Here is a 21,290-nt window from a genome sequence, read left to right as displayed (position 1 = left end):
CCGTTGTACTGCGGGGCGCGCGGCCCTTCACCCGGTCGGGAAAAACTCGCCGTGGCCTCATCAGCCCCTCAGCGGCCCGCCGTGCGGAGGCCGGCCGGCACCAGCCAGCGCTCGAGCCGGTCGAAGCCGCGCTCGAGGCCGAGGGCCACCAGCGCCGCCGGGATCGCTCCCTCCATCAGCCGGGCGGCGTCGGCGAGCCGGATCCCCGAGAGGATCGCCTCGCCGTAGCCGCCGGCGCCGATCAGGCCGCCGATCGTGGCGGTGCCGACGTTGATCACCGCGGCGGTCTTGATGCCGGCGAGGATCGAGCGTGACGCCATCGGCAGCTCGACGAGGCGCAAGCGCTCGCCGGGCGTCAGCCCCAGCGCCAGCGCCGCCTCGCGGAGATGGCCGGGGATCGACGCCAGGCCGGTCGCCGTCCCGCGGATGATCGGCAGCAGGCTGTAGAGGAACAGCGCCAGCGCTGCCGGCCGCCAGCCGAGGCCGAGCAGCGGCACCATGAACACCAGCACCGCCATCGAGGGGATCGTCTGGATGATGCCGGCCGCGCCGAGGATCCAGCGCCCCGCGGCAGGATGCCGATCGGCGAGGATTCCCGCCGGCACGCCGACGACGACCGCCGCCGCCAGCGACACGAAGACCAGGAGGAGGTGCTGGCCGGTGGCGCGGAGGATGTCGTGGACGAGCCGGCGGAAGCCGTCGGCAGCGACCGGCGCGACGTCCCAGCCGACGCGCTCGCGGAGGAACGCCGTCGCCACCTCCGCCTCCCCCTGCTTGTCGACGCGCACGGCGGTGTTCATCCCCGCCATCGTCGGGCCGTCGATCGTCCCGGCCAGCTCGGCCAGCGCCGCGGCCACGGCCGGCGCCCGCTCGTGCAGGTCGGCCCGGGTGAGGATCAGCGCCCGGTACTCACGGAAGGCGCGGCGGTCGTCCTCGAGCAGCACCAGGTCGTGGAGGCGCGGTTCGGGATCGGTGGCGTAGAGGTCGGTGACCTGGATCGATCCGGCGTCGATGCCTTTGTAGGCCAGGGCATGGTCGACGACGCGCGGCGTCTGCCGCAGGCCGTAGGCGGCGCGGACGGCGGGCCAGCCGTCGGCGCGGCGGACGAACTCGTCGCTGAAGGCGAACTCGAGCGCCGCGATCGCCGGCTCGCCGGCACGGGCCACCAGATCGCCGATCGTGCGGATCCCGAGCCGCTCGGCGAGCTCGCGCTTCATCGCCAGGCCGTAGGTGTTGTCGAACCCCAGTTCGGGGCCGGCGACGATCCCGCGCGCGGCCAGCGCCTCCGCCAGCCGCTCGGGCGCCGCGGCCGCGGCGTCGCGGAGGATCTCGGCGGACAGCGTCCCGGTGTATTCGACGTAGCAGTCGATCTCGCCGCGCTCGAGCGCCTGAAAGACGATCTGCGTCCCCCCCAGCGCCTTACGGTGAACCGGTTCGCCGCCGGCGTGGCGCACGGTGGCGGCGAGGATCTCCCCGAGGATGATCCCCTCGGTGAACCCCTTCGACCCGATCACGACGCGCTCCGCCGCGCCGGCCCGACCGGCCAGGCAGGCCGCGGCCACCAGCCCCCAGATCGTCGCCCGGCGCGTCATCGGTGATCTCCTGCGGTCATGCCCGGGAGCCGGTGGGCGAGGATGAAACGGCGCACCGACTCGTCGGCGGGGGAGTGGATCAGGGCGTCGAGCGTGCCGCGCTGGACGATCGTGCCACCGCCGAGGAGGACGATCTCGTCGCCGAAGAAGCCGGCCTCACCCATGTCGTGGGTGACGAGGACGACGGTCTTGGCGAGCTCGCGGAAGATCCGCCGCAGGTCCTCCTGGAGGTCGTACCGGACCAGCGGGTCGAGGGCCCCGAGTGGCTCGTCGAGGAGGACCACCGGCGGGTCGAGCGCCAAGGCCCGCATGATCCCGAGGCGCTGCCGCTGGCCGCCGGAAAGCGCCCCCGGCGGGCGGTCGAGAGCCGCCTGCGGCAGGCGCACCAGATCGGCCAGCTCGTCGACGCGGCGCCGGATCCAGTCGGGGTCGCGCCCCCGGCGCCGCGCCAGCAGCGTGACATTGTCGCGGCCGCTGAGGTGGGGAAACAGGCCGCCGTCCTGGATCACGTAGCCGATCCGGCGCCGCAGCTCGAGGGCGGTGGCCGCGGTCATCGGCTCACCGTCGATCGTGACGCCGCCGCTGTCGGGGGTGATCAGGCCGACGATGATCCGTAGCAGCGTGCTCTTGCCGCAGCCGCTCGGGCCGATCAGCACGGTCGTCCGCCCGCGCGGCACATCGAGGTTCGTCGGTGCCAACACCCGCTGGCCGGCGAAGCTCTTCGAGACGTTGCTGACGGCGATCATCCGGCGCTCTCCGATGGCGGGGGGACTGCCTTCCCGGGGACAGGGCGGTGCGGCCGCGACAATGTCACGCTGCGGCAAGTACCGCGGATCGACGTCGGTCGGGAGGGGAGGGGTGCCCGGTTCGCTCCGGACCTGGAAATAGCCCCATAGTTCGGCGGCGTCGTCTGCCGTGCCTTGCGGCTGCGCCCGGCGCACGCGCGCCCGCCAGGCGACGGGGCAGGGGCGGTCGAAGCGCCCGAGGGGCACCAGGCCGTCGGAGAGCGCCGTGGCGGGGACCGCGACGCTCGTCCACGGTCCGCGCAGCGACGTCTGGAACTCGACCACCGGTAACGTCACGGCGACGCCTTCGGGAAACCCGAGGCGGAGGGCCACCGCCTGGCCGGGCCGGGGCACGGCCGGCTCGGGAGCCGCTGTGAACCCGGAGAACAGCGCGTGGGCGGCGGCATCGAAGCCTGCCACCTGGCGCCAGCCGAGGGTGCGCTTCTGGGCGTCGTCGACCCACGATTGGCCGAGCGTGACGCGGTACTGCCCCTGGCTCATCACGTCGGCGGTGGGCTGCTGTGGATGGGGCAGGCCGATCGCGTGGCCGACCCCCTCGTGGTAGACGACGCAGTCACTCCCGCGGTAGGGCACGCGCCAGCCGTCGGCACTCACCAGCCCCCAGCCGTTGCCGGCCTCGGCGAGGTAGGTGGCTCGGGCTCCCCCCGACGCCGCACCGGGGACGTGGATCCCGTCGGGGTACAGGGCCCCCTCGAACTCCCACCCTGTTCCGCGCGGGGAGAGGCGGTGGAAATCGTCGAGCGGCCGCCAGTTGATGTCGCTGAGGACGACGAGGACGGGAAACGCCGCCCTCGTCTCGCGCGCGAACGAAAGCCGCTCGTCGGCCTCGCGGAGGGTCCGGAAGAAGATCGCGTCGGCATCCCCTTCCCGCAGGGCCGCCGTCGGGAGCCGCGACACCAGCGCCGCCTCCTCGACGCGGGCCACCAGTTCGGAGCGCCCCTGGAACTCGCGCGCGTGGAACGCCTCGATCCGCCGCGCGAACCACTCGGCGCGCTCCCGCCAGTCGGGGAGCACTTCTCGGTCGGCGGGCACGAAATGAACGACAGTCGCCTCGATCCGCGCGATCGGGTGGCGGCCGTCCCACGTCGTCAGCGACGGCGCGGGTTCGGCGGCGACCAGCGCCAGGCTGCACAGCGCGGCGCCGGCGAACGCCGCGGCCCGAACCGATCGTGCCGCCGGGCGGCTCATCGGTCGCTGGCCGTCGCGGGAGGCACCGTCTGCCGACCGCCTTGAGGCTGGCGCTGGCGTTGCTGCTGGCGCTGCCGCTGGCGCGCGGGGTTGCCGCGGCCCCAGCGCGGCTCCTGAAGGGTCGCGTTCCACGTTTTCCAGGCCTCCTCGAGGCGCTGCCGCGCCTGCGGCTCGGCGGTGCTCTTGTCGGTCTGCTCGCCGAGGTCGGCGGCCAGGTCGACGAGCATCGGCCCGGTGCCGCCGGTCGCGTCGACGAGTTTCCAGTTCCCCATCCGGATCGCGCGCTGCTGTCCGAAGCGCCAGTACAGCGCGTCGTGCGGGGCGCCGCCGCGGTCGCCGGTGAGGAACGGGCGCAGGTCGACGCCGTCGAGCCCGTCGGGGCGGGCGATGCCGGCGGCGGCCAGTGCCGTCGGGGCGATGTCGAGTTGGATCACAGGCTCGTCGTAGGTCTTCCCGGCCGGCAGGGTGCCTGGCCAGGAGACGACGAACGGCACGCGCACGCCCCCCTCCCAGGTGGTCGCCTTGTGGCCGCGGAGGGTGCCGTTGCTCGACGCGTTGACCGGCGGGCCGCCGTTGTCGCTGATGAAGAACACCACCGTGTCGCCGGTCAGCTTTCGCTCGGCGAGCGCCGCCGTGACCTTCCCGACCGCGTCGTCCATCGCCGCGAGCATCGCCGCGTAGGTCCGCCGGCGCGGCGGCGTGACGCCGGCGAAGCGCGCTTCCGAGCCGGCGCGCGCCTCCATCGGTGTGTGGACCGCGTTGAACGTGAGCATGAGGAAGAACGGCGCTGCCGCATGGCGGTCGATGAACGCCACCGCCTCGCGCGCGAAGGCGTCGGTGAGATACTCGTTCTCGGCCACCGGCTCGCGGCCGCGGCGGATCGCGTTGGGCCCCTTGTCGCCGTCGGGAAACGGCCCGTAGCCGTGGGCGCCGCCGAGGAACCCGAAGAACTCGGCGAACCCGCGCGACTGCGGCTGATGGTTCGGCCCGTTGCCCAGATGCCACTTGCCCACCAGACCGGTGGCGTAGCCCGCCTTGCCGAGCCGGTCGGCGAGCGTCGTTTCGGTGAGGGGCAGGCCGATCTCGAGCGTGTCGGGGCCAGGCGGGCCGGGATTGAATTCGTGGCCGAAGCGCTGCTGATAGCGGCCGGTGAGTAGCCCGGCGCGCGTCGGGCTGCAGTAGGGGCCGGAGACGTACCCCGACGTGCAGCGCACACCCGTGGCAGCCAGGGCGTCGAGGTGCGGGGTGGGGACGTCGCGCCCCCCTTGGAAGCCGAGGTCGGCGTAGCCGAGATCGTCGGCGACGATGACGACGATATTGGGCCGCCGCGGCACGTCGGCACCCCGCGCGGCACCGGCGGTGAAGGGGGTAACGAGGCACAGAACAGTGGTCAGGACATGGAGTACACGGTGCATCGAATCCCCCGGAACTGAACAGCGTCGCGGCCCCCCCGGCCGCAGGACCCGGGATTGTCGGCCGTACCGCCGAAGCCGGTCAATCGGGGCTGGCCCGATGGGACCGGTCGCCGACAAACCGGCGCACCCGCGGCCCCACTACCCCCAGTCCACGGGACCCGCGTAGCCCCTCCGCCGTCGCCCTCGCATCGGCCCGTCGCCATGTCGTGCGGGTCGATGCGAGGGCAAAGGCGCGAGGGGCGCCCCCCTCTGCAGAGCCCGAGCAGAGGCTCGCGCACGATCGCCCTGGCACCACTCCCGCCAATCGGCCCGGAATCCCGAGCCGATCCATCGGCGGGATCGAGCCGTATACTCACGCAAGGCAAGTTCTATTCGCACGGAGACTGCACCGATGAGACGCCCCAGCCGCCGCGATCGGCGTCGCCCCTGCCCGCTCGGCCCCGGCGAGACGCTCGAGCCACGGCTCGCCCTGGCCGTCGTGGTCGTCAGTCCGCTGCCCGATCTCACCGTGCCCGCGGCCGCGACGTCGCAGACGATTTCGCTCTCCGGCCGGTTCGACGACACGGCCGTGACCGGGACGCTGGTGCGGTTCACGACCAATTCCCCCGCCCCTGACGACCGGATCTTCGTCGAACTGTTCGACCAACCGGGGGCGGGGCGCACGCGGACCACGCCGCAGACGGTCGCCAACTTCCTCGCCTATGCCGACGAGGGGCGCTACGCCAACACGATCATCCACCGGCGTGTGACCGGGTTCGTCACCCAGGGAGGTGGATTCAGCGCCCCGACGGCCCCCTACGGCGGCCCGGGGGGTGCGCCGACGGTGATCGCGACGAAGCCGCCGGTCGTCAACGAGCCGGGCAATACCAACATCCGCGGCACGATCGCGATGGCCAAGCTGGGCAACAATCCCGACAGCGCCACCAACCAGTGGTTCTTCAACCTCGCCGACAACTCCTCCAACCTCGACAACCAAAACGGCGGCTTCACCGCCTTCGGCCGCGTCCTCGGCAACGGCATGGCGGCCGTCGACTCGCTGGCGGCCGTCCCCACCTACAACGCCTCCGGCTACTACGGCTCCTACGGTGCGGCCGTCTATCCCAACGGCGAAAATGGCGCCTTCACCGACCTACCGATCCGCGACGTCCCCATCCCGATCCCCAATCCGCTCGTGGTCCAGCCGGCGCAGTTCGTGTCGTTCCCGTCGGTCAGCCGGGTCGGCGAACTGGTGTACACGGTTTCGAGCAGTAATCCGGCCCTGGTGGCGGCGAGCATCGGCGACGGCGTCCTGCGGCTCGATCATGCCGTGAGTCAGTCGGGCACGGCGGTGATCACCGTCCGCGCCGCATCGGCCCTCGACCCGACCGACTTCAAGGAAGACCAGTTCACGGTCGTCCGCCAACCGGCGATGGCTGGCGGCCTCGTCGGCCGGTCCGGGAACGAGCTGTGGGTCAGCCGGCGCACCAACGGCGTCGCGACGACGACCCTCCTCGCCACGCTCGCCAGCGCCACGGTGACCGCCACGCTCACCGGCGACTTCAACGCCGACGGCCGTGACGACACGGCGCTGCGCAGCGGCAGCGGCCAGTGGCAGGTGATCCTCACGCCGGCCAGCGGCACGGCGACGCCGCAGGTCTGGTCGACCTGGCCGATGAGCATCAACTGGACCGACTATGTTGCGGGCGATTTCAACGGTGACGGCCGCACCGACATCGCCGCCCGCAATCCGACCAACGGCAACTGGCGGATCGGCGTCAGCACCGGCGGATCGTTTTCCGACGCCGCCTTCTGGAACTGGCCGGCAAACGTCGCCTGGACCAACGTCATGACCGGCGACTTCACCGGCGACGGCCGCACCGATCTCCTCGGCCGCGACCCGCTGACCGGCCAGTGGCGCCTGTCGCGGTTCAACGGCTCGATCTACGTCAGTAGCACGGTCGCCACCTGGACCAACGCCGTCAGTTGGTCGAACTTCGTCACCGGCGACTTCAACGGCGACAAGCGCCTCGACTTCGCCGGCCGCAATCCCGTCACCGGCAACTGGCGGCTGGCGCTGTCCACGGGCGTCGGGTTCAGCGACCTCTACCAGTGGAACTGGTCACCGGCGGTGACCTGGATCAACGTCATGACCGGCGACTTCAATGGCGACGGCCGGACCGACATCGCCGGCCGCGATGCGCTGACCGGCACGTGGCGGGTGTCGCGGATCAGTAATGCCGTCGCGGTCAGCGGCGCGTATGGCACCTGGGGGGCGAGCATTCCCTACGACTTCTTCGTCGTCGGGGACTTCAACGGCGATGGCCGGGCCGACATCAGCGCCCGCAACCGCAACACCGGCACCTGGCGTGTCGCCCTCGGCGGGGTGAGCACTTTCACCGACACCGCCTACTTCAACTGGTCGACGCTCAAGACCTGGTCGTGGGGAGCGGCGGCACGGACCTGAGCGAGCGGCGTGCCCGCGACCCCGTCACTCGGCCATCAGCTTCCGTCGTGCCTCCTCGATCGCCTGCTTCTTGTCGGCCGTGACCTCCGGCCAGGCGAGGCCGAGCCGGCCGATGGTGCCGGCGAGCACCGCCGCCACGACCGCACGGCTGACCCACTTGCGATCGGCGGGCACGACGTACCACGGCGCGTGCTCGGTACTCGTCGCGGCGAGCAGCGCCTCGTAGGCGGCCATGTAGTCGTCCCAGTGGCCGCGCTCGGCGACGTCGGACGCCGAGAATTTCCAGTGCTTGGCCGGCTCGTCGATCCGCGCCAGGAAGCGCTTCCGCTGCTCCTCCCGCGAGACGTTGAGGAAAAACTTCAGGACCACCGTGCCGTTGCGGGTGAGATGGCGCTCGAAGGCGTTGATGTCGTCGAACCGCCCCTCCCAGGTCTTCTTCTTCGCCTCGACGCCGGGGATTCGCTGGGCGGCGAGCAACCCGGGATGGACTCGGACGATCAGGACCTCCTCGTAGTAGGAGCGGTTGAAGATCCCGATCCGGCCCCGTTCCGGCAGCCGCTTCATGCAGCGCCACAGGAAGGTGTGGTCGAGCTCCTCGGCCGACGGGTGCTTGAAGCTCGTCACCTCGACCCCCTGCGGATTGATGCCGGACATGACGTGCTTGATGACGCCGTCCTTCCCGGCGGCGTCCATCGCCTGGAAGATCGCCAGCACGCTCCAGGTGTCGGCCGCCCAGAGGAGCTCCTGCATCCGTGCCAGTTCCTCGACGTCGGCCGCGAGGAGCTGTTCGGCCTTCTCGCGCCGCTTCTTCTCCGGCTCCTTCGGGTCGCCGGCCCAGGCCGGATCGTGGTCGGCGAGGCCGAACTTCCTCCCGGGGCGGACGCGGAACAGGTCGTCGATGCGCTCGAGGTCGACGGGCATGGCATCGATCCTCCGGAGGGCGTGCCGACGGGCGCTCAACGCCCGCCCGTGATCCGTCACGGCGCCTGGACGTCGTGCCCGTCGCGTAGGTGGCATTCGACAACATACCTGAACGCGAGCCAGCGGAGGGGCGGCAGCGACGTCAACCCGTCTGCGACCCGCCACAGCCATTCGGTTCGCGCATCGACGAAGCTGATCACGGTGTTGTCGTAGCCGATCAGGGTATCGAACGCGGCCTCGAGCCGCCGTGGGATCGTGAATTGGTTCCGCGCGAACAACCGCCATTCGGAACGACGGCGGGCGTGGTACCAGGCAATCGACGGATTGAGGAGGTTCGGTTCCACGGCCACGTACCGACCCCCGGGCTTGAGCACGCGGCGGATCTCGGCGAGGGTCCCTTCGAGGTTGCCGACGTGATGGAGGAAGTCCCACGAGTTGACGGCGTCGAACGATCGATCGGCGAACGGGAGCCGGGTGGCGCTGCCGACATGTACCCGGCAGTTGGCGAGCCCCCGCGTGGCGAGGTTCGCCTCGGCCCGGCGGATCATCGCCGCCGAGCCATCGATCCCCTCGAGCCGGTCGGCGTGGCGGCAGAGGATCGGGAAGTACAGGGCCGTCCCGCAGCCGACGTCGAGCATCGAGCCGACGCGCAGGGGATACAACCGCGCGAAGGCCCGCTCGAACATCCGGGCGACGATCGGCCGGTTTTCGAGGAGATCGTCGTCGAACCGCTCGCGGTACAGTCGCGAGCGGTGCCCGACGATACCGTCGTAGTGCCGGCGGGTGGCTTCGTCGTCGAGCAGCATCCGAGTGCCTCGTCGGCGCCAACGCACCGGCCACCCGCCGGCACCCGGCTCACAGGCCAGCTGATTGCGCGGGGTGTCCGGTCAAGCCGCCGACAGGGCGGCGGGGCGTTCGACGTCCACCGTGCCCGCCGCGCCGGCGGCTGGCCGGCCGCGGTGGGCCAGTACACCGGATTCGTCGAACGTGGCCGACTCCTGGTAGCCGTCGCTATCGGAGTTGACGGCCCACAGGTCGTGGTTCCGGTCGAGAAGCACGTTCTCGGCGGCCAACAGTCCCATCAGGATGCTGTGGTCCTGATTGTTGTACTTGAACGACCCGTAGCGTCCGATCACCGTCAGGCCGTGGATCCCGCGGAGGAAGTGAGCGATCGTCTCCACGTGCCGGCGGTAGCCGATTTCGTACACCGGATATGACCTGGGGAGGTGGACGACGTGCCCGTCGCTGACCGGGTGGTCGCGGAGCAGGCCGACCGTGCGCATCTCCGCGGCCGCCAACCGCTGCAAGTCGGCATCGCTGGCAGACCAGACGGGGTCGGTGGAAGTACACCAGTATTCGCAGCACACGACGGTGTCGGACGGGGACTGACCGCCGGGCGGGCCCCAATTGTTGAAGTTCGTCACCCGACCGACGCCGACGGCGGGGTCGTGGACGTACACCCACTGGTCCGGAAACAGATGCGGCGTCCCCACCCGCAGGTAGACCAGGATCGTGTTCCGGAAGGAGAGTTGGTGAGCGGCGGCGACCACCGCGGGAGGAGTGGATGCGAGACCATGGACAAGGTGCGTCAGGGGCATCGTCGAGACGACCCGATCGTACTTTTCGACACGGCCGTGTTCGAGTCGCAATCCGGTGACCGCGCCGGAGGTGGTGAGGATCTCGGTCACGGTCTCACGGCACAACACGCGTCCTCCGTCCGCGACGATCCTTGCGGCGAGGCGTTCGTACACCATGCCGGTGCCGCCGCTCGGGTAGGCGAAGCAGTCGGCGAGAGTCCGGTGGCGGCGCAACCGACCGCCGGACAGGGCGTTGGCGACGACGTCGGCGAGCGAGAGCCGACGGATGCGCTGCACGGCGAAGTCGTGGCTCAGACGCGTGCAAGGAATCCCCCACAGTTTCTCGCTGTAGGTCTTGAAGAACATTTCGAACAATCGGCGCCCGAACCGACGCACGACCCAGTCCTCGAACGAATTCCCGGCGCCTCGGCGGGCTTGGCCGCCGACACGCGCTGCAGCGTAGCTGACGATCATGCGAAGGCATTCGCCGATGCCGAGGTGGCGGACGATGTCCAGCGGTCGCAGGGGATAGGCGAACAGCTTGCCGTCGAAGCGGATCCTGGTGAGCCGATTGATGACGTGCCAGTCGTCGCCGACGACCGTCCGCCAAAAACGATTGACCCGCGGATCGGCGCTGAAAAAGCGATGTGGCCCCAAATCGACGCGTCTGCCCCAGAGATCGATCGACCGCGACAATCCCCCGACCTGCGCGGCTGCCTCATAGACATCGACGGCGATGGCCGCGCGGGCCATCTGCCACGCGACGGTGAGCCCGGCCGGTCCGCTCCCGATCACGGCGACGCGGCGCGGTATCCGACCGGCGGAGCGGCCCCCGGCCGACGGCTCGGTAACGGGGCTCGCCTCCGTCCTGATTCCTCCCTGGATCATCCGTAGACTCCTCGTGCCGGCGTCAGGTAATTTCCGCGCGGGGATTGTCGGTATCCACCTCGCGGCGGCCGCGGGGAGCTGCCGTCGCCGGAAGTAAACCGTTCGCGATGTCGAGCACACATCCCCTTCGGATCCCGTCCTCGGCTACCGCGGCTATCGGCATCGCCCTGCTCGTGGCCGTGTGCTGGTTCATGTACGGCAGGACCCTGAATTACGAGTTGATCTTCGACGATCGCCCGTCGATCGAGTCCAACGAATCGATTCGTCGGCTCAGCCCTCTGTTCGGCACGGCCGCTTTGCCCGGCCCCCTGCGGCCGTCGCCAGGCACTCCTCTCGAGGTCCGACCAGCCGTCAACTTGACGTTTGCCCTCAACTACCATTTCGGAGGTACGGACCCCAGAGGCTACCGCTTGGTGAACCTCGCAGTCCATACCATTGCGGCGCTGGTTGCATGGGTGATCGTGGCAGCGACGGTGACTTCTCCGCCGTTCGCCGGCCGGTTCAGTGGGCGCGCGGGGGCGACGGGATTCGCCGCCGCCCTGGTGTGGATGGCCCACCCGGTCCACGAGGAAACGATCGTCTATCTGACCCAGCGGACCGACCTGCAGATGGGGCTGTCCTATCTCCTCACGCTCTGGGCGGCAATCGCGTACTGGCGCTGCCGCGGATGGCAGTCGCGGCTCGCGCTGGCGGCCGTCGCGGCTGTCACGAGCGTTACTGGCATGCTCTCCAAGGAGATGATGGCCTCGGTTCCGGCCGTCTTGGCGCTGTACGAGTGGACATTCCTCGGCGGTGCGCCGCTCGCGATCCTACGCCGCTCCTGGCCGCTGTACCTCGGGGTGCTCGCCAGCCTGCTCCCGCTCGGCGTGCTCTACGCGCGTGGCGCGGGGACTCCCCTCGCCGGATTCAACAACACGATCTCCGCACACGACTACTGGCTGACGCAGAGCGGGTCGTTTTTCGTTTACTGGCGGCTCCTGTTCTGGCCGATGCCGCTTCTGCTGCACTACCAAGTGCCGACGCTGCATTCGCTCGGCGCGGCCTGGCCCGCCGTAGTCGGCCTTTCTGCCTACGTCGCGGTCACCGCCGTTGCCGTGTGGTATCGGCGTCCGCTGGGGTTCTCGCTGGCGTCGTTCTTTCTTGTCCTGTCACCGACCTTGATCGTGCCCTTGCCCCACGAGGAGATCGCCGAGAGGCGGATGTACGTGGCCTCCCTGGTCGTCCTCCCTTTCCTGACGATCTCGGTCATGGAAGCGACCCGGGTGCTGGCAACGCGCGTCCTCGGAACGCGGACGGCCGGTCGCGTTCGGCTGGCGGTAGCGGGATCGTGGCTACCGACCGTCGCCGTGACGGCGTTGTCGGTGGGCGTGGTGGTCGCGACCGTGCCACGCTTGGCGACGAGGTCCGGGCTGTGGGACCACGTTCTCGCCCACCAGCCCGACAACGCCCTGGCCCTTGCATTCGCCGGCTGGCAGGACTACGAGGATGGCGCCGTCGACGCGGGCATCGACAAGGTCACGCGGGCGTGGCGGATGAGCCCCGGAACTCGGTTCCTGGCGAATGTCGTGATCGCGGTGCTCGATCGGACGCAGCGCTATCCGCAGATGCTCTCGGTATGCCGCACGCACCACCGTAACCATCCCCGCCTGCCGGCGGCGGTCCAAGCGCTGGCAGTGGCCCTGGAAAAGAACGGACGGGTTCTCGAGGCGATCGACACGTATCGCGAGGTCATCCGGCTCAAGCCCGATGCCTGGGACGCCCACAGCGCTTTGGCGACCCTGCTCGCCGAAAACGGCGCGATCGGCGAGTCGATCGAACACTTCGCAATCGCCACCGACCTTCACCCCGACTTCATGAACTGCATGAACCTGTTCTCGCTGTATCGGGACACGAACCACGTCGAGGCGGCGCTCGCGATCGCCCCGCGGTTGGTGGAGGCGGCGCGCCGAGAACTACCGGCCGACGAGGCGGAGCCGATTCTCCGCGACATCGCGCGGTACGATGCGCGTCGTCAGCAGATGGATGACGACGATCTGCCGTCGTCGGGCGGCACTCCCGAACGCCACGGGGACCGTGGTCGCAAGGAACGCTGACAGAACACGACCGCGCTTGTGATCACTGTCGGCCGGCATCGTGCGGCGGTGGACAGGCGATCGGGGTGGCCGTCGCGGCCCGCCGGTCTGGATCGACGGCGGTGAATCGTACCGACACGATCCACGGTGCGGCCCCTGCCGTCCAGTGACCGTAGGTTGTCGCGACGATCGCGTCGTCGGAGAGCCGCTCGAGCGACGATTGGTCTCCAGGGTCCAGGTGACACGGCCGGTCACTCCACCCGCGTGAGCGCCTCCACCGTGAAGGGGCGACCTTGAGGCGACGGCCCGGATCTTGCACTCCATAATCGAGAGTTTTTTTGCAAGGCATGACAAGAGCCTGTAAGCCACTTCTTGACGAGTATCTTGCCGGTTTTCCCTGCGTCGCCGAGCGGCGCTGTCGGTACGGACTGGTGATCACCAACGACAGCGAACTGCGGCAGATCGACGAAGCGATTGTCGCCGTGCCGTTCTCACACCTCTGACCGGCAGCCGAGCCGGCACACTCCCCGGCACAGTCGGCGTCCGCCGGCGGCCTGCTGGAGCCGTCACGGCGGGAGACAGAGTCGCGTTTTCCTCGGAAAACAGCGGGAAACGCGGGATTTCAGTATCCCCGGCAGGGATCGAACCTGCAACCTTCAGCTCCGGAGGCTGACGCTCTATCCAATTGAGCTACGGGGACGCGGCAGCAAAGTCTACCAGCCCGCAAATCGGCCCACCACCTCCCCGCGACGGCGGCCCACCGCCGGCGACCGTCAGGCCGAGCGGCGAAGCGGCTGCGCGGTCACAGGCGCTTCATCGGCCCGACCCCCGATCGGGATCGTCGCCAGGGCGGTCGCCTGGGCTTCGGCGACCAGGGACTCCAGGTGCCTGTGGCGCGAACGGTAGCCCCACGGCGTGCCCGCCGCGACCAGCCGGCCGAGGAGCATCGGCACCGTTCCCAGCGGAGCCGTCGTCACCGTGTGCCGGAGGACCTCCCAGGCATGGGCGGCGTGGGCGGTGATGCCCCCGCCCCCGACCCGCGAGCGCCAAAAGAGCCGCTCGGCGTGGAGGCCTTGGACGAACGCCGGCACCCGGGCCGCCGGCAGGACGGGCGCGAGGACCTGGCTGGCAGGCTCGATGACCGTCGTCGCGCCGGCGCGTGACAGCGCGACGGCCAGATCGGCGTCGGCCAGCGTCGCGCAGGTCGCCGCGAAGCCCGGGCCGCCGCGCGACAGCACGTCCCGCGACCAGAAACCGGCCTCGAGGACCGGACCGACCGGCGACCGGACCGGCACCGCCGGCACCTCGACCGCGCCGCGCCGCGCCACGACCGCCACGCGGCGGCCGCCCGCCGTGACACGCAGGCCGGCACCGACGATCCGGGCGCGGTCCTGCTCCGCCACCGTCACCGGGATCACCGCGTCGGCCTCGCCGGCGACGATCCGCTCCACCGCGGCGTCGGTCCATCCCGGGGTGGCACGCCACCCGGCGGCAAGGACGTGGACCACCGTCCCGGTCGCCGCGGCGAGGGCGCCGTTCACGCAGCCGACGAGCCCCCCGCGCCGCGGTGCGGCGACGAACGTCACCTCTTCCGCGATGTGCCAGGGATCGGCATAGTCGCAGCCCAGGCCGACGATCACCTCGGTGTCGGCAGGACGGTTTTCCAGCACGCTGACGAGCGTCTCCTCCAGTGCGGCGGTGTCGCCGGTCACCGGAACGACGATCGACAGCCTGCGCCCCGTGCAGGCGCGCGGCATCATCCAGGCCCCCCGATCCCGGAACCCCCCCGAGCCCCTCCGCCGGGCCAGACGCCCGGCCCACGCCACGTCAGGCGGCGGCGCGCTGCGGCTGCAATTCGGTGAACAGGTTCACCGTCTGCAGCATCTCTCCTCCCGCGTCGTAGAACTGCAGGACGCCGACGTCGATCAGCCACATCGCGAACATTTCCGAAGCCCGGTAGCAGCGGGCCACGCAGCGGCCGCGGTCGATGCGGATGTTTTCCTCGACCTCGGCGGCTTCGACGGCGTCGATGCCCATGTCGAGGAAGTACCTGACGACGAGCTGACGCACGTCGGCGGCATGCATGTGCAGGCGCATGGACGCAACCTCCTGTCGCGGTCTCTCGAACGACGTCCTGTCGATCGGGGGCGGGGACCGTACCGGGAATCCGCCCTCGGCAGAAGGTGGATTTCCGGTGGCCGTTCCGCCCGCCCTCCGGCCATGGAGAGAATCGTCATCGCGACCCCGAGCGGATGATGTTGTCTTTTCGGAGACTGGGCAGCCGGCGCCAGACGCCAGGTCTGCCCCGTTTGCCCACCCGCCCCGACCGGCACTCACTGCCGCTCCGTCCAGGCGACCGTCTCGTACCGCTCGGCGACGAGGCGGTCGACGGCAGCCACCGGCCAGTCCGTGCGTTGCGACCGGGCGTGGAACGCGGCGCGGACGGCGTCCTCGAGCGCCTCGCGCGGTTGGCGCAGGGAGGCGACGAATTCGCCATGCGGTCGCCCGGCACGGTAGCCCGGCTCGCGCGGCGGGTGGCGCAGGAGGCGGGCGAGGAGATCGAGGTCGAGCCCGTGGAGCAGCGTGCCGTGGTAGAGCACCGCCTGCCTGCGGATCCGCAGGGCGTTGCCGCCGACCTTGCGGCGCCCGACGGGCCCGGCGATCGACAGATCACAGCTCCCGGACAACTCGACCGACCGGCGATCGGGTCCGAGCGCCGACAGCATCGCCGCCAGCGGGGTGAGGATGCCGCGGTGCAGCGCTTCGACCGGCGGCACACCGGCCGGGCAGGGCATCACCACGCTCCAGGCCAAACAACCTGGGCCGAGGAGGACGGTGAGCCCGCCGCTGGGGCGGCGGAGGATGGCGACACCTGCCGTGGCGCAGGCCTGGCGATCGACCTCGTCGTCGATCCGGCTCGACGATCCGACCACCACTGTCGGCCGGTCGGCCGCCCAGCAGCGCACGACCGGCCGCGGCAGGAGCCCGTCGTTGGCTTCGGCCAGCAGCGCGTCGTCAAGGGCCAGCTGGCCGGAGACCTCCGCCGGGCCTCCGGGGAGCCAGTCGGCGACGTGATCGGCGGAGGGAAAGGGCGCGGCCATGGTGGCTTGCCGGCTGGGCACGGGGAAAAACCGGTTTGGGGCGGACTTTTGCGCCGCGCCGCCTACACTAGCGGGTATGAGCGACAAACCCTCCCGCCCGCTGGCCGCCGACGACCTGCTTCCGCCCGTCGAGCCTCCCAGCGCCGCGTTCCTCGTGCAGCTGTTCCTCGTGCCGGGTTTGATCGTCGCCATCATCGTCTGTGTCTGGCTCGCGTTCCACTGGTTGGCACACCTCGGCAACGATCCCCAGGCGTACGTCCGCACGCTCCGCCGGCCCAACGAGGGGCGCTGGCAGGCGGCGCTGAACCTCGCCAACGACATCCGCGGGCCGCGCGGCGACGTCCTCAAGCGCGATGCGGCCCTGGCGACCGAACTGGGGCGGATCCTCGAAGACGAGGTCGCCAGCGGGCGGACCGGCGAGCAGACCGAGATGCTCGAGCTGTACCTCTGCCGGGCACTCGGCGAGTTCGCGATTCCCGAGGCCGTCGATCCCCTCGTCGCGCAGGCCCGCGACATCGCCGCGCCGAAGCGGGCCCGCGCTGCTGTCGAGGCGCTGTCGGTGCTCACCGCCAACCTCGCTGCCGCCGGCACCCGGTGGGACGAGGGCCGCGTGGCCGAGGCCGTGATCGCCGCGTCGCGATCCTCCGACCGCGCCCTGACGTCGGCGGCCGCGTTCACGCTCGGCGTCGTCGGCGGTTCGGGAGCCACCGAGCGGCTCCTCGACCTGGTTACGGATGCCGACGACGACGTCCGCGCCAACGCGGCCGTCGGGCTCGCCCGTCTGGGGCGCAGCGAGGCCTACCCGACGCTCGCCGAGCTCCTCGCCCTCCCGGACGTCGCCGCTGCCGCCGGCAACACCGAGGCGCTGTCGGCCCGCTACAAGCGGGCGCTGGTGGTGGTCAACGCGCTGCGGGCCACCGCCCTGCTCGTCGATGCCGGGGCCGAAGAACCGCCAGCCGAGGTGATCCGGCTCGTCGACGCCCTGGTGTCCGATCCGATCGCCGACGTCCGCACGGCTGCGGCGGCCGTGGTGCAAAAACTGCGACGGGTCGGGACGGCGCCCTCCTCCGGACGCGGCTGACCGGCCGGCTCAGGCGTCGAGGAATTCGTCGAGGGCCTCGCGGAGCAGGTCGGTGTCGGTCGCCCGGCCTGTCCAGGCCTGGAAGTCGATCGCCGTCCGATGGCAGTGGACCTCGAGGCCGTCGATCAGGCACGCTCCGGCACGGGCAGCACCCTGGGCGAACGCCGACGGCGTCGCACCGAGCGCCGTGTCGACGACCACCAGATCGCCACGCAGTGCCCGCAGGTCGAGCCCCTTGCGCACGCCGCTCTCGGGCAGCGCCGCGACCACGATCCTCGTGCGGTCCGGGATCTCGAGGACCTGCCCCCACGGCACGACGTCGGCCGCGGCCCGGCCGAGCCCGGCGACGTCGCCGACGAGCGCCTCGGCCCGCGCGGCGGTGCGGTTGGTGACGAGGATCTCGCGGGCTCCGGCGAGCGCCAATTCCAATGCCGTGGCCCGGGCGACCGCCCCGGCGCCGACCACGAGCACGTGCGCGTCACCGACGTCGGCGTGCATTCGCAGCGCCGACAGGATGGCGCGGCCGTCGGTCATGTGGCCGACGAGTGCGCCGGCGGGTTCAGCAGCGACGAGACTGACCGCGCCGGCGAACGTCGCCGCCGGCGACAGGTGCCCGACCAGCGGCACCGCGGCGTGGCGGAGCGGGCCGTCGAGGATGCAGCCCCGGAAGCCGAGTGCGGAGACGCCGGCCAGGGCCTCGGCGAGGCGCTCGGGGGCGACGTCGAGCGACAGGAAGCGCCAATCGAGACCGGCCGCGGCGAACGCGCGCTCGAACAGATACTGCGCGGGGTTGCCGGCGGCCGGGCAGCCGAGCAGCGAGACGACATCCTGCAGGGCTGTGCTGGCGGCGGTGGTCATGGCAAGGATTCCGGATCCCCCCATGAAAGCATGCCGTCGCAGCGACGGAAAGGGGACCGCCACGGGCACCGCCGCCGGCCGGGCCCGAAAGGCCCTCAGACGACCTGTTTGGTCGCCTCGAGAAACAGCGGATCGGCGCGGATCGGGTCGAAATCACGCTCCCGGGCGGTGAGCGTGCGGTAATGGCTCTCGCGGGAGATCGCGCTGGCGAGGTGCTCGACCGCCCCCTTCGCATCCCCCGACAGCGACAGGTAGCAGGCGAGATTGTAGTGGAGGAGGGGCTCGTCGGGTGATGCCTCGAGCGCCTGACGGAGGGCCCCGATCGCCGTGTCGAGCCGCCCGAGCCGCTTGTGGCACCAGCCGAGACCGACCCAGGCGGCGACCGCGTCGTGATCGCGGTGGACGACCGTGTCGAACGCCACGATCGCCTCCTCCAGCCTCCCCAGGGCGCGGAGCGCCTCGCCGCGCAGCAGGGCGGCGAACACCGAGTCGCGGGTGTCGCTGCCGAGCCGATCGAGGCGGTCGAGCACCGAGGCGAGGAGCCGGCGGACCGCCGGCGCGGGGGGCGTGTCACCCTGGAGAAGACCCTCGGCCAGTTCGATCGCCCCGGCTGCCTCCTTGAGCGAGAAGGCGTCGCGGAGGGTGTGCAGGTCTTCCATGGCGGCACCTTGGACGCGGGGCGCGACGGGCCTGGGGGCCCCGAAAAAGTTATACGCAGCCCGCCGGCACGGGGATCGTGGGTCGAGCCGCAGCCTGTTTTTTCCGCCGCCTTCACGAAAACGCGCCGTCGACGCCACTCCTTTCCAGGCGGCCGCGTCGGGCGGGCCCGCCACCGTGGCGGATGGGAACGACGGGGGGGACGATGCGCTTGACGCTGCGAACGCTGCTGGCCTGGAAGGACGGCGTGCTGCCGGAGGCAGAACTGCGTGCGCTGGGCGAAAAAGTCACCGCCAGTCCGGTGGCCGCTCCGCTCCTCGAGCGCATCGACGAGGTCGTCGCCCGCCCGCAGGTGGGCGCGGCGCGGACCGATGCCCGCGGACTGGGGGGCGATCCCCTGTCGGTCGCACGGTACCTCGACAACACGCTGCCGGACGAACAGCTCGAGCCGTTCGAGCGGATCTGCCTCGAGTCCGACATGCACCTCGCGGAAGTCGCCTCGTGCCATCGGATCCTCGCCGGCCTCGAGCGGGACCCGGCGGCCCTTCCCCCGCTCGACGCCATCACCCGGGCCCGCCTCCTGGCGGCCCTGGCCCAGGCGTCGGCGGCACGGCCCGTCGACGGCGGCCCGGTGGTCGTGGCGAGCGCGGAACGTGGCGCTACGGCGACGCCGCGCACGCCGGCGATGCGTGGCCGTGTGCCCTGGTTGGCGTGGGGAATCGCGGCGCTCGCACTTGCGACCGTGGCGGTGCTGGTCGGCGTCTTGGTGACCGCGCTCAGCGCCCGCCCGGGCGCCGGGGACGGGCAGCGCCCCGGGCAGCCCGACGCCCTGGCTGCCGCCGGCGGTCGGGCCGTCGCCGAACCGGCCGCACCGGTCGCGGCGGCACCGCCCCTGGGCACGGCCGTGCCGCCTGCCTCCGAGCCTCCGCCGCCCGCGATCCCCGAAACCGCCCCCGTTCCTGCGGAGGGTGCGGCGACGGCCGTCGCGGTGAGCGTGCCGGTGGCCGCGGCCGCCGGCGCGGCGGCCGCGGGCGAACGTCCGCCGGGGAGCGATCAGGCTGAAGCCGCAACGGCGCTGGCCAGCGTGACCGGCACGGGGGCGCTGGTGTGGCGACCGGCAGGGCGAGGGGGCGAGTGGACTGCGGTGCTGCCGGGTGCCGAGATCGGTGCCGCCGCGGACCTGGTCGTGCCACCCGGTGCGGAACCGGCCGTGACGGCCCTGGGGATCACCGTGCGGCCGCGGCCGGGGAGCCGCTGCGTGATCACCGTCGACGCCGCGGCCAGTCCGCGTTTGGAGGTCTTGTTCGGCGGATGCGTCGTCACCGCTGATCGCCCCGATGCCACGCTCCGCATCGCGGCGGCCGGTCTGGAAGCCACGGTCGGCGGTTCTCTCGCCGCCGGGGTCGACGTGGAAGCATCACGGCTCCTCCCGACCGGTGCCGATCCGGCGACCACCGTAGCCACGGTTGGCGGTCGACTCACCGCGCTGGGCGCCGGCATCCGGCTGTCGGTCGCGGCCGCAGGCGAGGGGATCCAGCTCGAGGCGGGCCGCACGCTGGCCTGGGACGGGGCCGATCCCGGGGCTGCCACCGTGGTCACGGTCGCCCGGCCGATCGTCCGGGAGGATGCGGCCCGGGAGCGCCTCGAGCGCTCCGCCGCGGCGGCGTTGGCAACGCGGCTGGCGGCCGGAGACGATCTCGACGCGGCGCTGACGGCGTTGGCCGGGTCACGGCGTGTCGAGCAGCGCGCGCTTGCCGCCACCACCGGCGCGCTGCTCGGACGATACGACGACCTGGTCGACCTGCTGGTCGCCGACGGGCCTCCCCGTGGGCTCCGCGACGGGCAATGGGAGGAGGTGTTCGCCGCCGCCGTGCCGTTGGCGCTGGCCCGGGGGGCCAACGCGGCGGCGGCGTTGCGCCAGGCCGTGGAGTCACGCGCTCCCCCGGGCCGCGGCGACCTGCTCTGGGGGCTGTTCACGGGGCCCGACCCGGGGGCCGACCGCGCGACCGCGCTGGCGGCGCTCGTCGATCTCCTCGACGACGAGACGCTGGTGGTCCGTCGCGCGGCGTACGTTCAGCTGTGTCGTCTGGCGGTTCCGACGGCCGCGGACCGCGCCCGGTACCAGCCCGATTCACCCCCCGAGCGGCGGCGCGACGGCGCCGCGTGGTGGCGCCGCCAGGTCGATCGTCGGCCTGCCGGTGCGGCACCGTGCGAGTGACGGCGGCAGCCTGCCGGCAGCGATTCCCGCCGTCGTTTGCCACGTCGCGGCCGGTCGGCGGGGACGGTTTGTCGTCGCCGCGCGGGGGGTGATATGCTTTGGTGACCGTCGGCGACAGGAAGGGACTCATGCAGATCAACGTGTCGGCCCGTCATGGACACCTGAGCCCGGCCACACAGTCGAAAATCGAGGCCAAGGTCTCGCGATTGAAGCGGTATTTTGACCGCCTCACCGCCCTCAACGTCACCGTCGACCTCGAGCACTCGGCCCAACCCTCGGTGGAGATCGTGGCTTCGGCCGAGCATTTTCACGATCTGGTGAGCCACGAGGTCTCGGGCCAGTTGTGGCGCAGCATCGACGGCGCGACGCAGAAAATGGAGCAGCAGCTCCGCAAGCACAAGGAAAAGGTTCGCGATCACAAGCACGTGCAGTCCTCGCGGCACCCCTGAGCCGTGGGGCGCCCCAGGGAGGCG

The 21,290-nt window shown here is 71.3% G+C and carries 16 protein-coding genes and 1 tRNA gene; 5 read left to right on the top strand and 12 right to left on the bottom strand.

All coding sequences use genetic code 11. The annotated features are described in order from the left end of the window. Positions 1-68 precede the first annotated feature (68 nt). From FJ309_01685 to FJ309_01675, 3 genes are all read right to left on the bottom strand, one after another. On the bottom strand, positions 69-1,592 hold the full coding sequence (locus tag FJ309_01685) for an ABC transporter permease subunit (GenBank protein ID MBM3953329.1): 1,524 nt from the start codon (positions 1,590-1,592) through the stop codon (positions 69-71). Beyond that, the gene (locus FJ309_01680; GenBank protein MBM3953328.1) at positions 1,589-2,338 is read right to left on the bottom strand and encodes an ATP-binding cassette domain-containing protein; all 750 of its coding nucleotides are present in this window, start codon (positions 2,336-2,338) and stop codon (positions 1,589-1,591) included. Before FJ309_01680 ends, FJ309_01685 begins: the two co-directional genes overlap by 4 nt. A gap of 1,244 nt (positions 2,339-3,582) precedes the next feature. Further along, entirely contained in the window at positions 3,583-5,001 is a 1,419-nt protein-coding gene (locus FJ309_01675; protein MBM3953327.1) for a sulfatase, read from the bottom strand. Positions 5,002-5,392: 391 nt separating this feature from the next. Between FJ309_01675 and FJ309_01670 the strand changes: the two genes are divergently transcribed. Then, entirely contained in the window at positions 5,393-7,444 is a 2,052-nt protein-coding gene (locus tag FJ309_01670) for a hypothetical protein (GenBank protein MBM3953326.1), read from the top strand. Positions 7,445-7,468: 24 nt separating this feature from the next. On the opposite strand, the gene FJ309_01665 is transcribed toward FJ309_01670, so the two are convergent. The 3 genes from FJ309_01665 to FJ309_01655 form a co-directional block, all read right to left on the bottom strand. Next, on the bottom strand, positions 7,469-8,365 hold the full coding sequence (locus FJ309_01665) for a polyphosphate kinase 2 family protein (GenBank protein ID MBM3953325.1): 897 nt from the start codon (positions 8,363-8,365) through the stop codon (positions 7,469-7,471). A gap of 56 nt (positions 8,366-8,421) precedes the next feature. After that, entirely contained in the window at positions 8,422-9,171 is a 750-nt protein-coding gene (locus FJ309_01660; GenBank protein ID MBM3953324.1) for a class I SAM-dependent methyltransferase, read from the bottom strand. A gap of 81 nt (positions 9,172-9,252) precedes the next feature. Beyond that, the gene (locus tag FJ309_01655) at positions 9,253-10,830 is read right to left on the bottom strand and encodes a UDP-galactopyranose mutase (GenBank protein ID MBM3953323.1); all 1,578 of its coding nucleotides are present in this window, start codon (positions 10,828-10,830) and stop codon (positions 9,253-9,255) included. Positions 10,831-11,243: 413 nt separating this feature from the next. Between FJ309_01655 and FJ309_01650 the strand changes: the two genes are divergently transcribed. Then, positions 11,244-12,923, top strand: a complete 1,680-nt coding sequence (locus FJ309_01650; protein ID MBM3953322.1) for a hypothetical protein — start codon at positions 11,244-11,246, stop codon at positions 12,921-12,923. 605 nt (positions 12,924-13,528) lie between these two features. On the opposite strand, the gene FJ309_01645 is transcribed toward FJ309_01650, so the two are convergent. The 4 genes from FJ309_01645 to FJ309_01630 form a co-directional block, all read right to left on the bottom strand. After that, positions 13,529-13,602: transfer RNA gene (locus tag FJ309_01645), tRNA-Arg, on the bottom strand. Positions 13,603-13,675: 73 nt separating this feature from the next. Then, the gene (locus tag FJ309_01640; protein ID MBM3953321.1) at positions 13,676-14,662 is read right to left on the bottom strand and encodes a glycosyltransferase family 2 protein; all 987 of its coding nucleotides are present in this window, start codon (positions 14,660-14,662) and stop codon (positions 13,676-13,678) included. Between the two features lie 67 nt (positions 14,663-14,729). Then, entirely contained in the window at positions 14,730-14,999 is a 270-nt protein-coding gene (locus FJ309_01635; GenBank protein ID MBM3953320.1) for a hypothetical protein, read from the bottom strand. 236 nt (positions 15,000-15,235) lie between these two features. Further along, positions 15,236-16,003, bottom strand: a complete 768-nt coding sequence (locus tag FJ309_01630) for a hypothetical protein (protein MBM3953319.1) — start codon at positions 16,001-16,003, stop codon at positions 15,236-15,238. Positions 16,004-16,079: 76 nt separating this feature from the next. Between FJ309_01630 and FJ309_01625 the strand changes: the two genes are divergently transcribed. Beyond that, positions 16,080-17,084 carry a HEAT repeat domain-containing protein gene (locus FJ309_01625; protein MBM3953318.1) on the top strand — a complete coding sequence of 335 codons (1,005 nt, stop codon included), beginning with the start codon at positions 16,080-16,082 and terminating at the stop codon, positions 17,082-17,084. A gap of 9 nt (positions 17,085-17,093) precedes the next feature. On the opposite strand, the gene FJ309_01620 is transcribed toward FJ309_01625, so the two are convergent. Further along, a complete protein-coding gene (locus FJ309_01620; GenBank protein ID MBM3953317.1) occupies positions 17,094-17,966 on the bottom strand; it encodes a hypothetical protein in 873 nt (290 codons plus the stop codon). 71 nt (positions 17,967-18,037) lie between these two features. Then, positions 18,038-18,601 (bottom strand): tetratricopeptide repeat protein, encoded by a 564-nt coding sequence (locus FJ309_01615; GenBank protein MBM3953316.1) that lies wholly within the window; start codon positions 18,599-18,601, stop codon positions 18,038-18,040. Positions 18,602-18,810: 209 nt separating this feature from the next. Between FJ309_01615 and FJ309_01610 the strand changes: the two genes are divergently transcribed. Both FJ309_01610 and raiA read left to right on the top strand, forming a co-directional pair. Further along, positions 18,811-20,817 carry a hypothetical protein gene (locus FJ309_01610; protein ID MBM3953315.1) on the top strand — a complete coding sequence of 669 codons (2,007 nt, stop codon included), beginning with the start codon at positions 18,811-18,813 and terminating at the stop codon, positions 20,815-20,817. Between the two features lie 128 nt (positions 20,818-20,945). Then, positions 20,946-21,266, top strand: a complete 321-nt coding sequence (raiA, locus tag FJ309_01605) for a ribosome-associated translation inhibitor RaiA (GenBank protein ID MBM3953314.1) — start codon at positions 20,946-20,948, stop codon at positions 21,264-21,266. The last annotated feature ends 24 nt before the right edge of the window (positions 21,267-21,290 follow it).

It is taken from the genome of Planctomycetota bacterium (assembly GCA_016872555.1).
In the GTDB taxonomy this organism is placed as follows: domain Bacteria; phylum Planctomycetota; class Planctomycetia; order Pirellulales; family UBA1268; genus F1-20-MAGs016.
Note: the sequence above shows the minus strand (reverse complement) of the source record. Positions and strands in the feature narration are given on the sequence as shown.

Excerpts from the sequence above, each read along its gene's own strand:
- FJ309_01685 (MBM3953329.1), bottom strand. The coding sequence starts at position 1,592 with ATGACGCGCCGGGCGACGATCTGGGGGCTGGTGGCCGCGGCCTGCCTG.
- FJ309_01680 (MBM3953328.1), bottom strand. The coding sequence starts at position 2,338 with ATGATCGCCGTCAGCAACGTCTCGAAGAGCTTCGCCGGCCAGCGGGTG.
- FJ309_01675 (MBM3953327.1), bottom strand. The coding sequence starts at position 5,001 with ATGCACCGTGTACTCCATGTCCTGACCACTGTTCTGTGCCTCGTTACC.
- FJ309_01670 (MBM3953326.1), top strand. The coding sequence starts at position 5,393 with ATGAGACGCCCCAGCCGCCGCGATCGGCGTCGCCCCTGCCCGCTCGGC.
- FJ309_01665 (MBM3953325.1), bottom strand. The coding sequence starts at position 8,365 with ATGCCCGTCGACCTCGAGCGCATCGACGACCTGTTCCGCGTCCGCCCC.
- FJ309_01660 (MBM3953324.1), bottom strand. The coding sequence starts at position 9,171 with ATGCTGCTCGACGACGAAGCCACCCGCCGGCACTACGACGGTATCGTC.
- FJ309_01655 (MBM3953323.1), bottom strand. The coding sequence starts at position 10,830 with ATGATCCAGGGAGGAATCAGGACGGAGGCGAGCCCCGTTACCGAGCCG.
- FJ309_01640 (MBM3953321.1), bottom strand. The coding sequence starts at position 14,662 with ATGATGCCGCGCGCCTGCACGGGGCGCAGGCTGTCGATCGTCGTTCCG.
- FJ309_01635 (MBM3953320.1), bottom strand. The coding sequence starts at position 14,999 with ATGCGCCTGCACATGCATGCCGCCGACGTGCGTCAGCTCGTCGTCAGG.
- FJ309_01630 (MBM3953319.1), bottom strand. The coding sequence starts at position 16,003 with ATGGCCGCGCCCTTTCCCTCCGCCGATCACGTCGCCGACTGGCTCCCC.
- FJ309_01625 (MBM3953318.1), top strand. The coding sequence starts at position 16,080 with ATGAGCGACAAACCCTCCCGCCCGCTGGCCGCCGACGACCTGCTTCCG.
- FJ309_01620 (MBM3953317.1), bottom strand. The coding sequence starts at position 17,966 with ATGGGGGGATCCGGAATCCTTGCCATGACCACCGCCGCCAGCACAGCC.
- FJ309_01615 (MBM3953316.1), bottom strand. The coding sequence starts at position 18,601 with ATGGAAGACCTGCACACCCTCCGCGACGCCTTCTCGCTCAAGGAGGCA.
- raiA (MBM3953314.1), top strand. The coding sequence starts at position 20,946 with ATGCAGATCAACGTGTCGGCCCGTCATGGACACCTGAGCCCGGCCACA.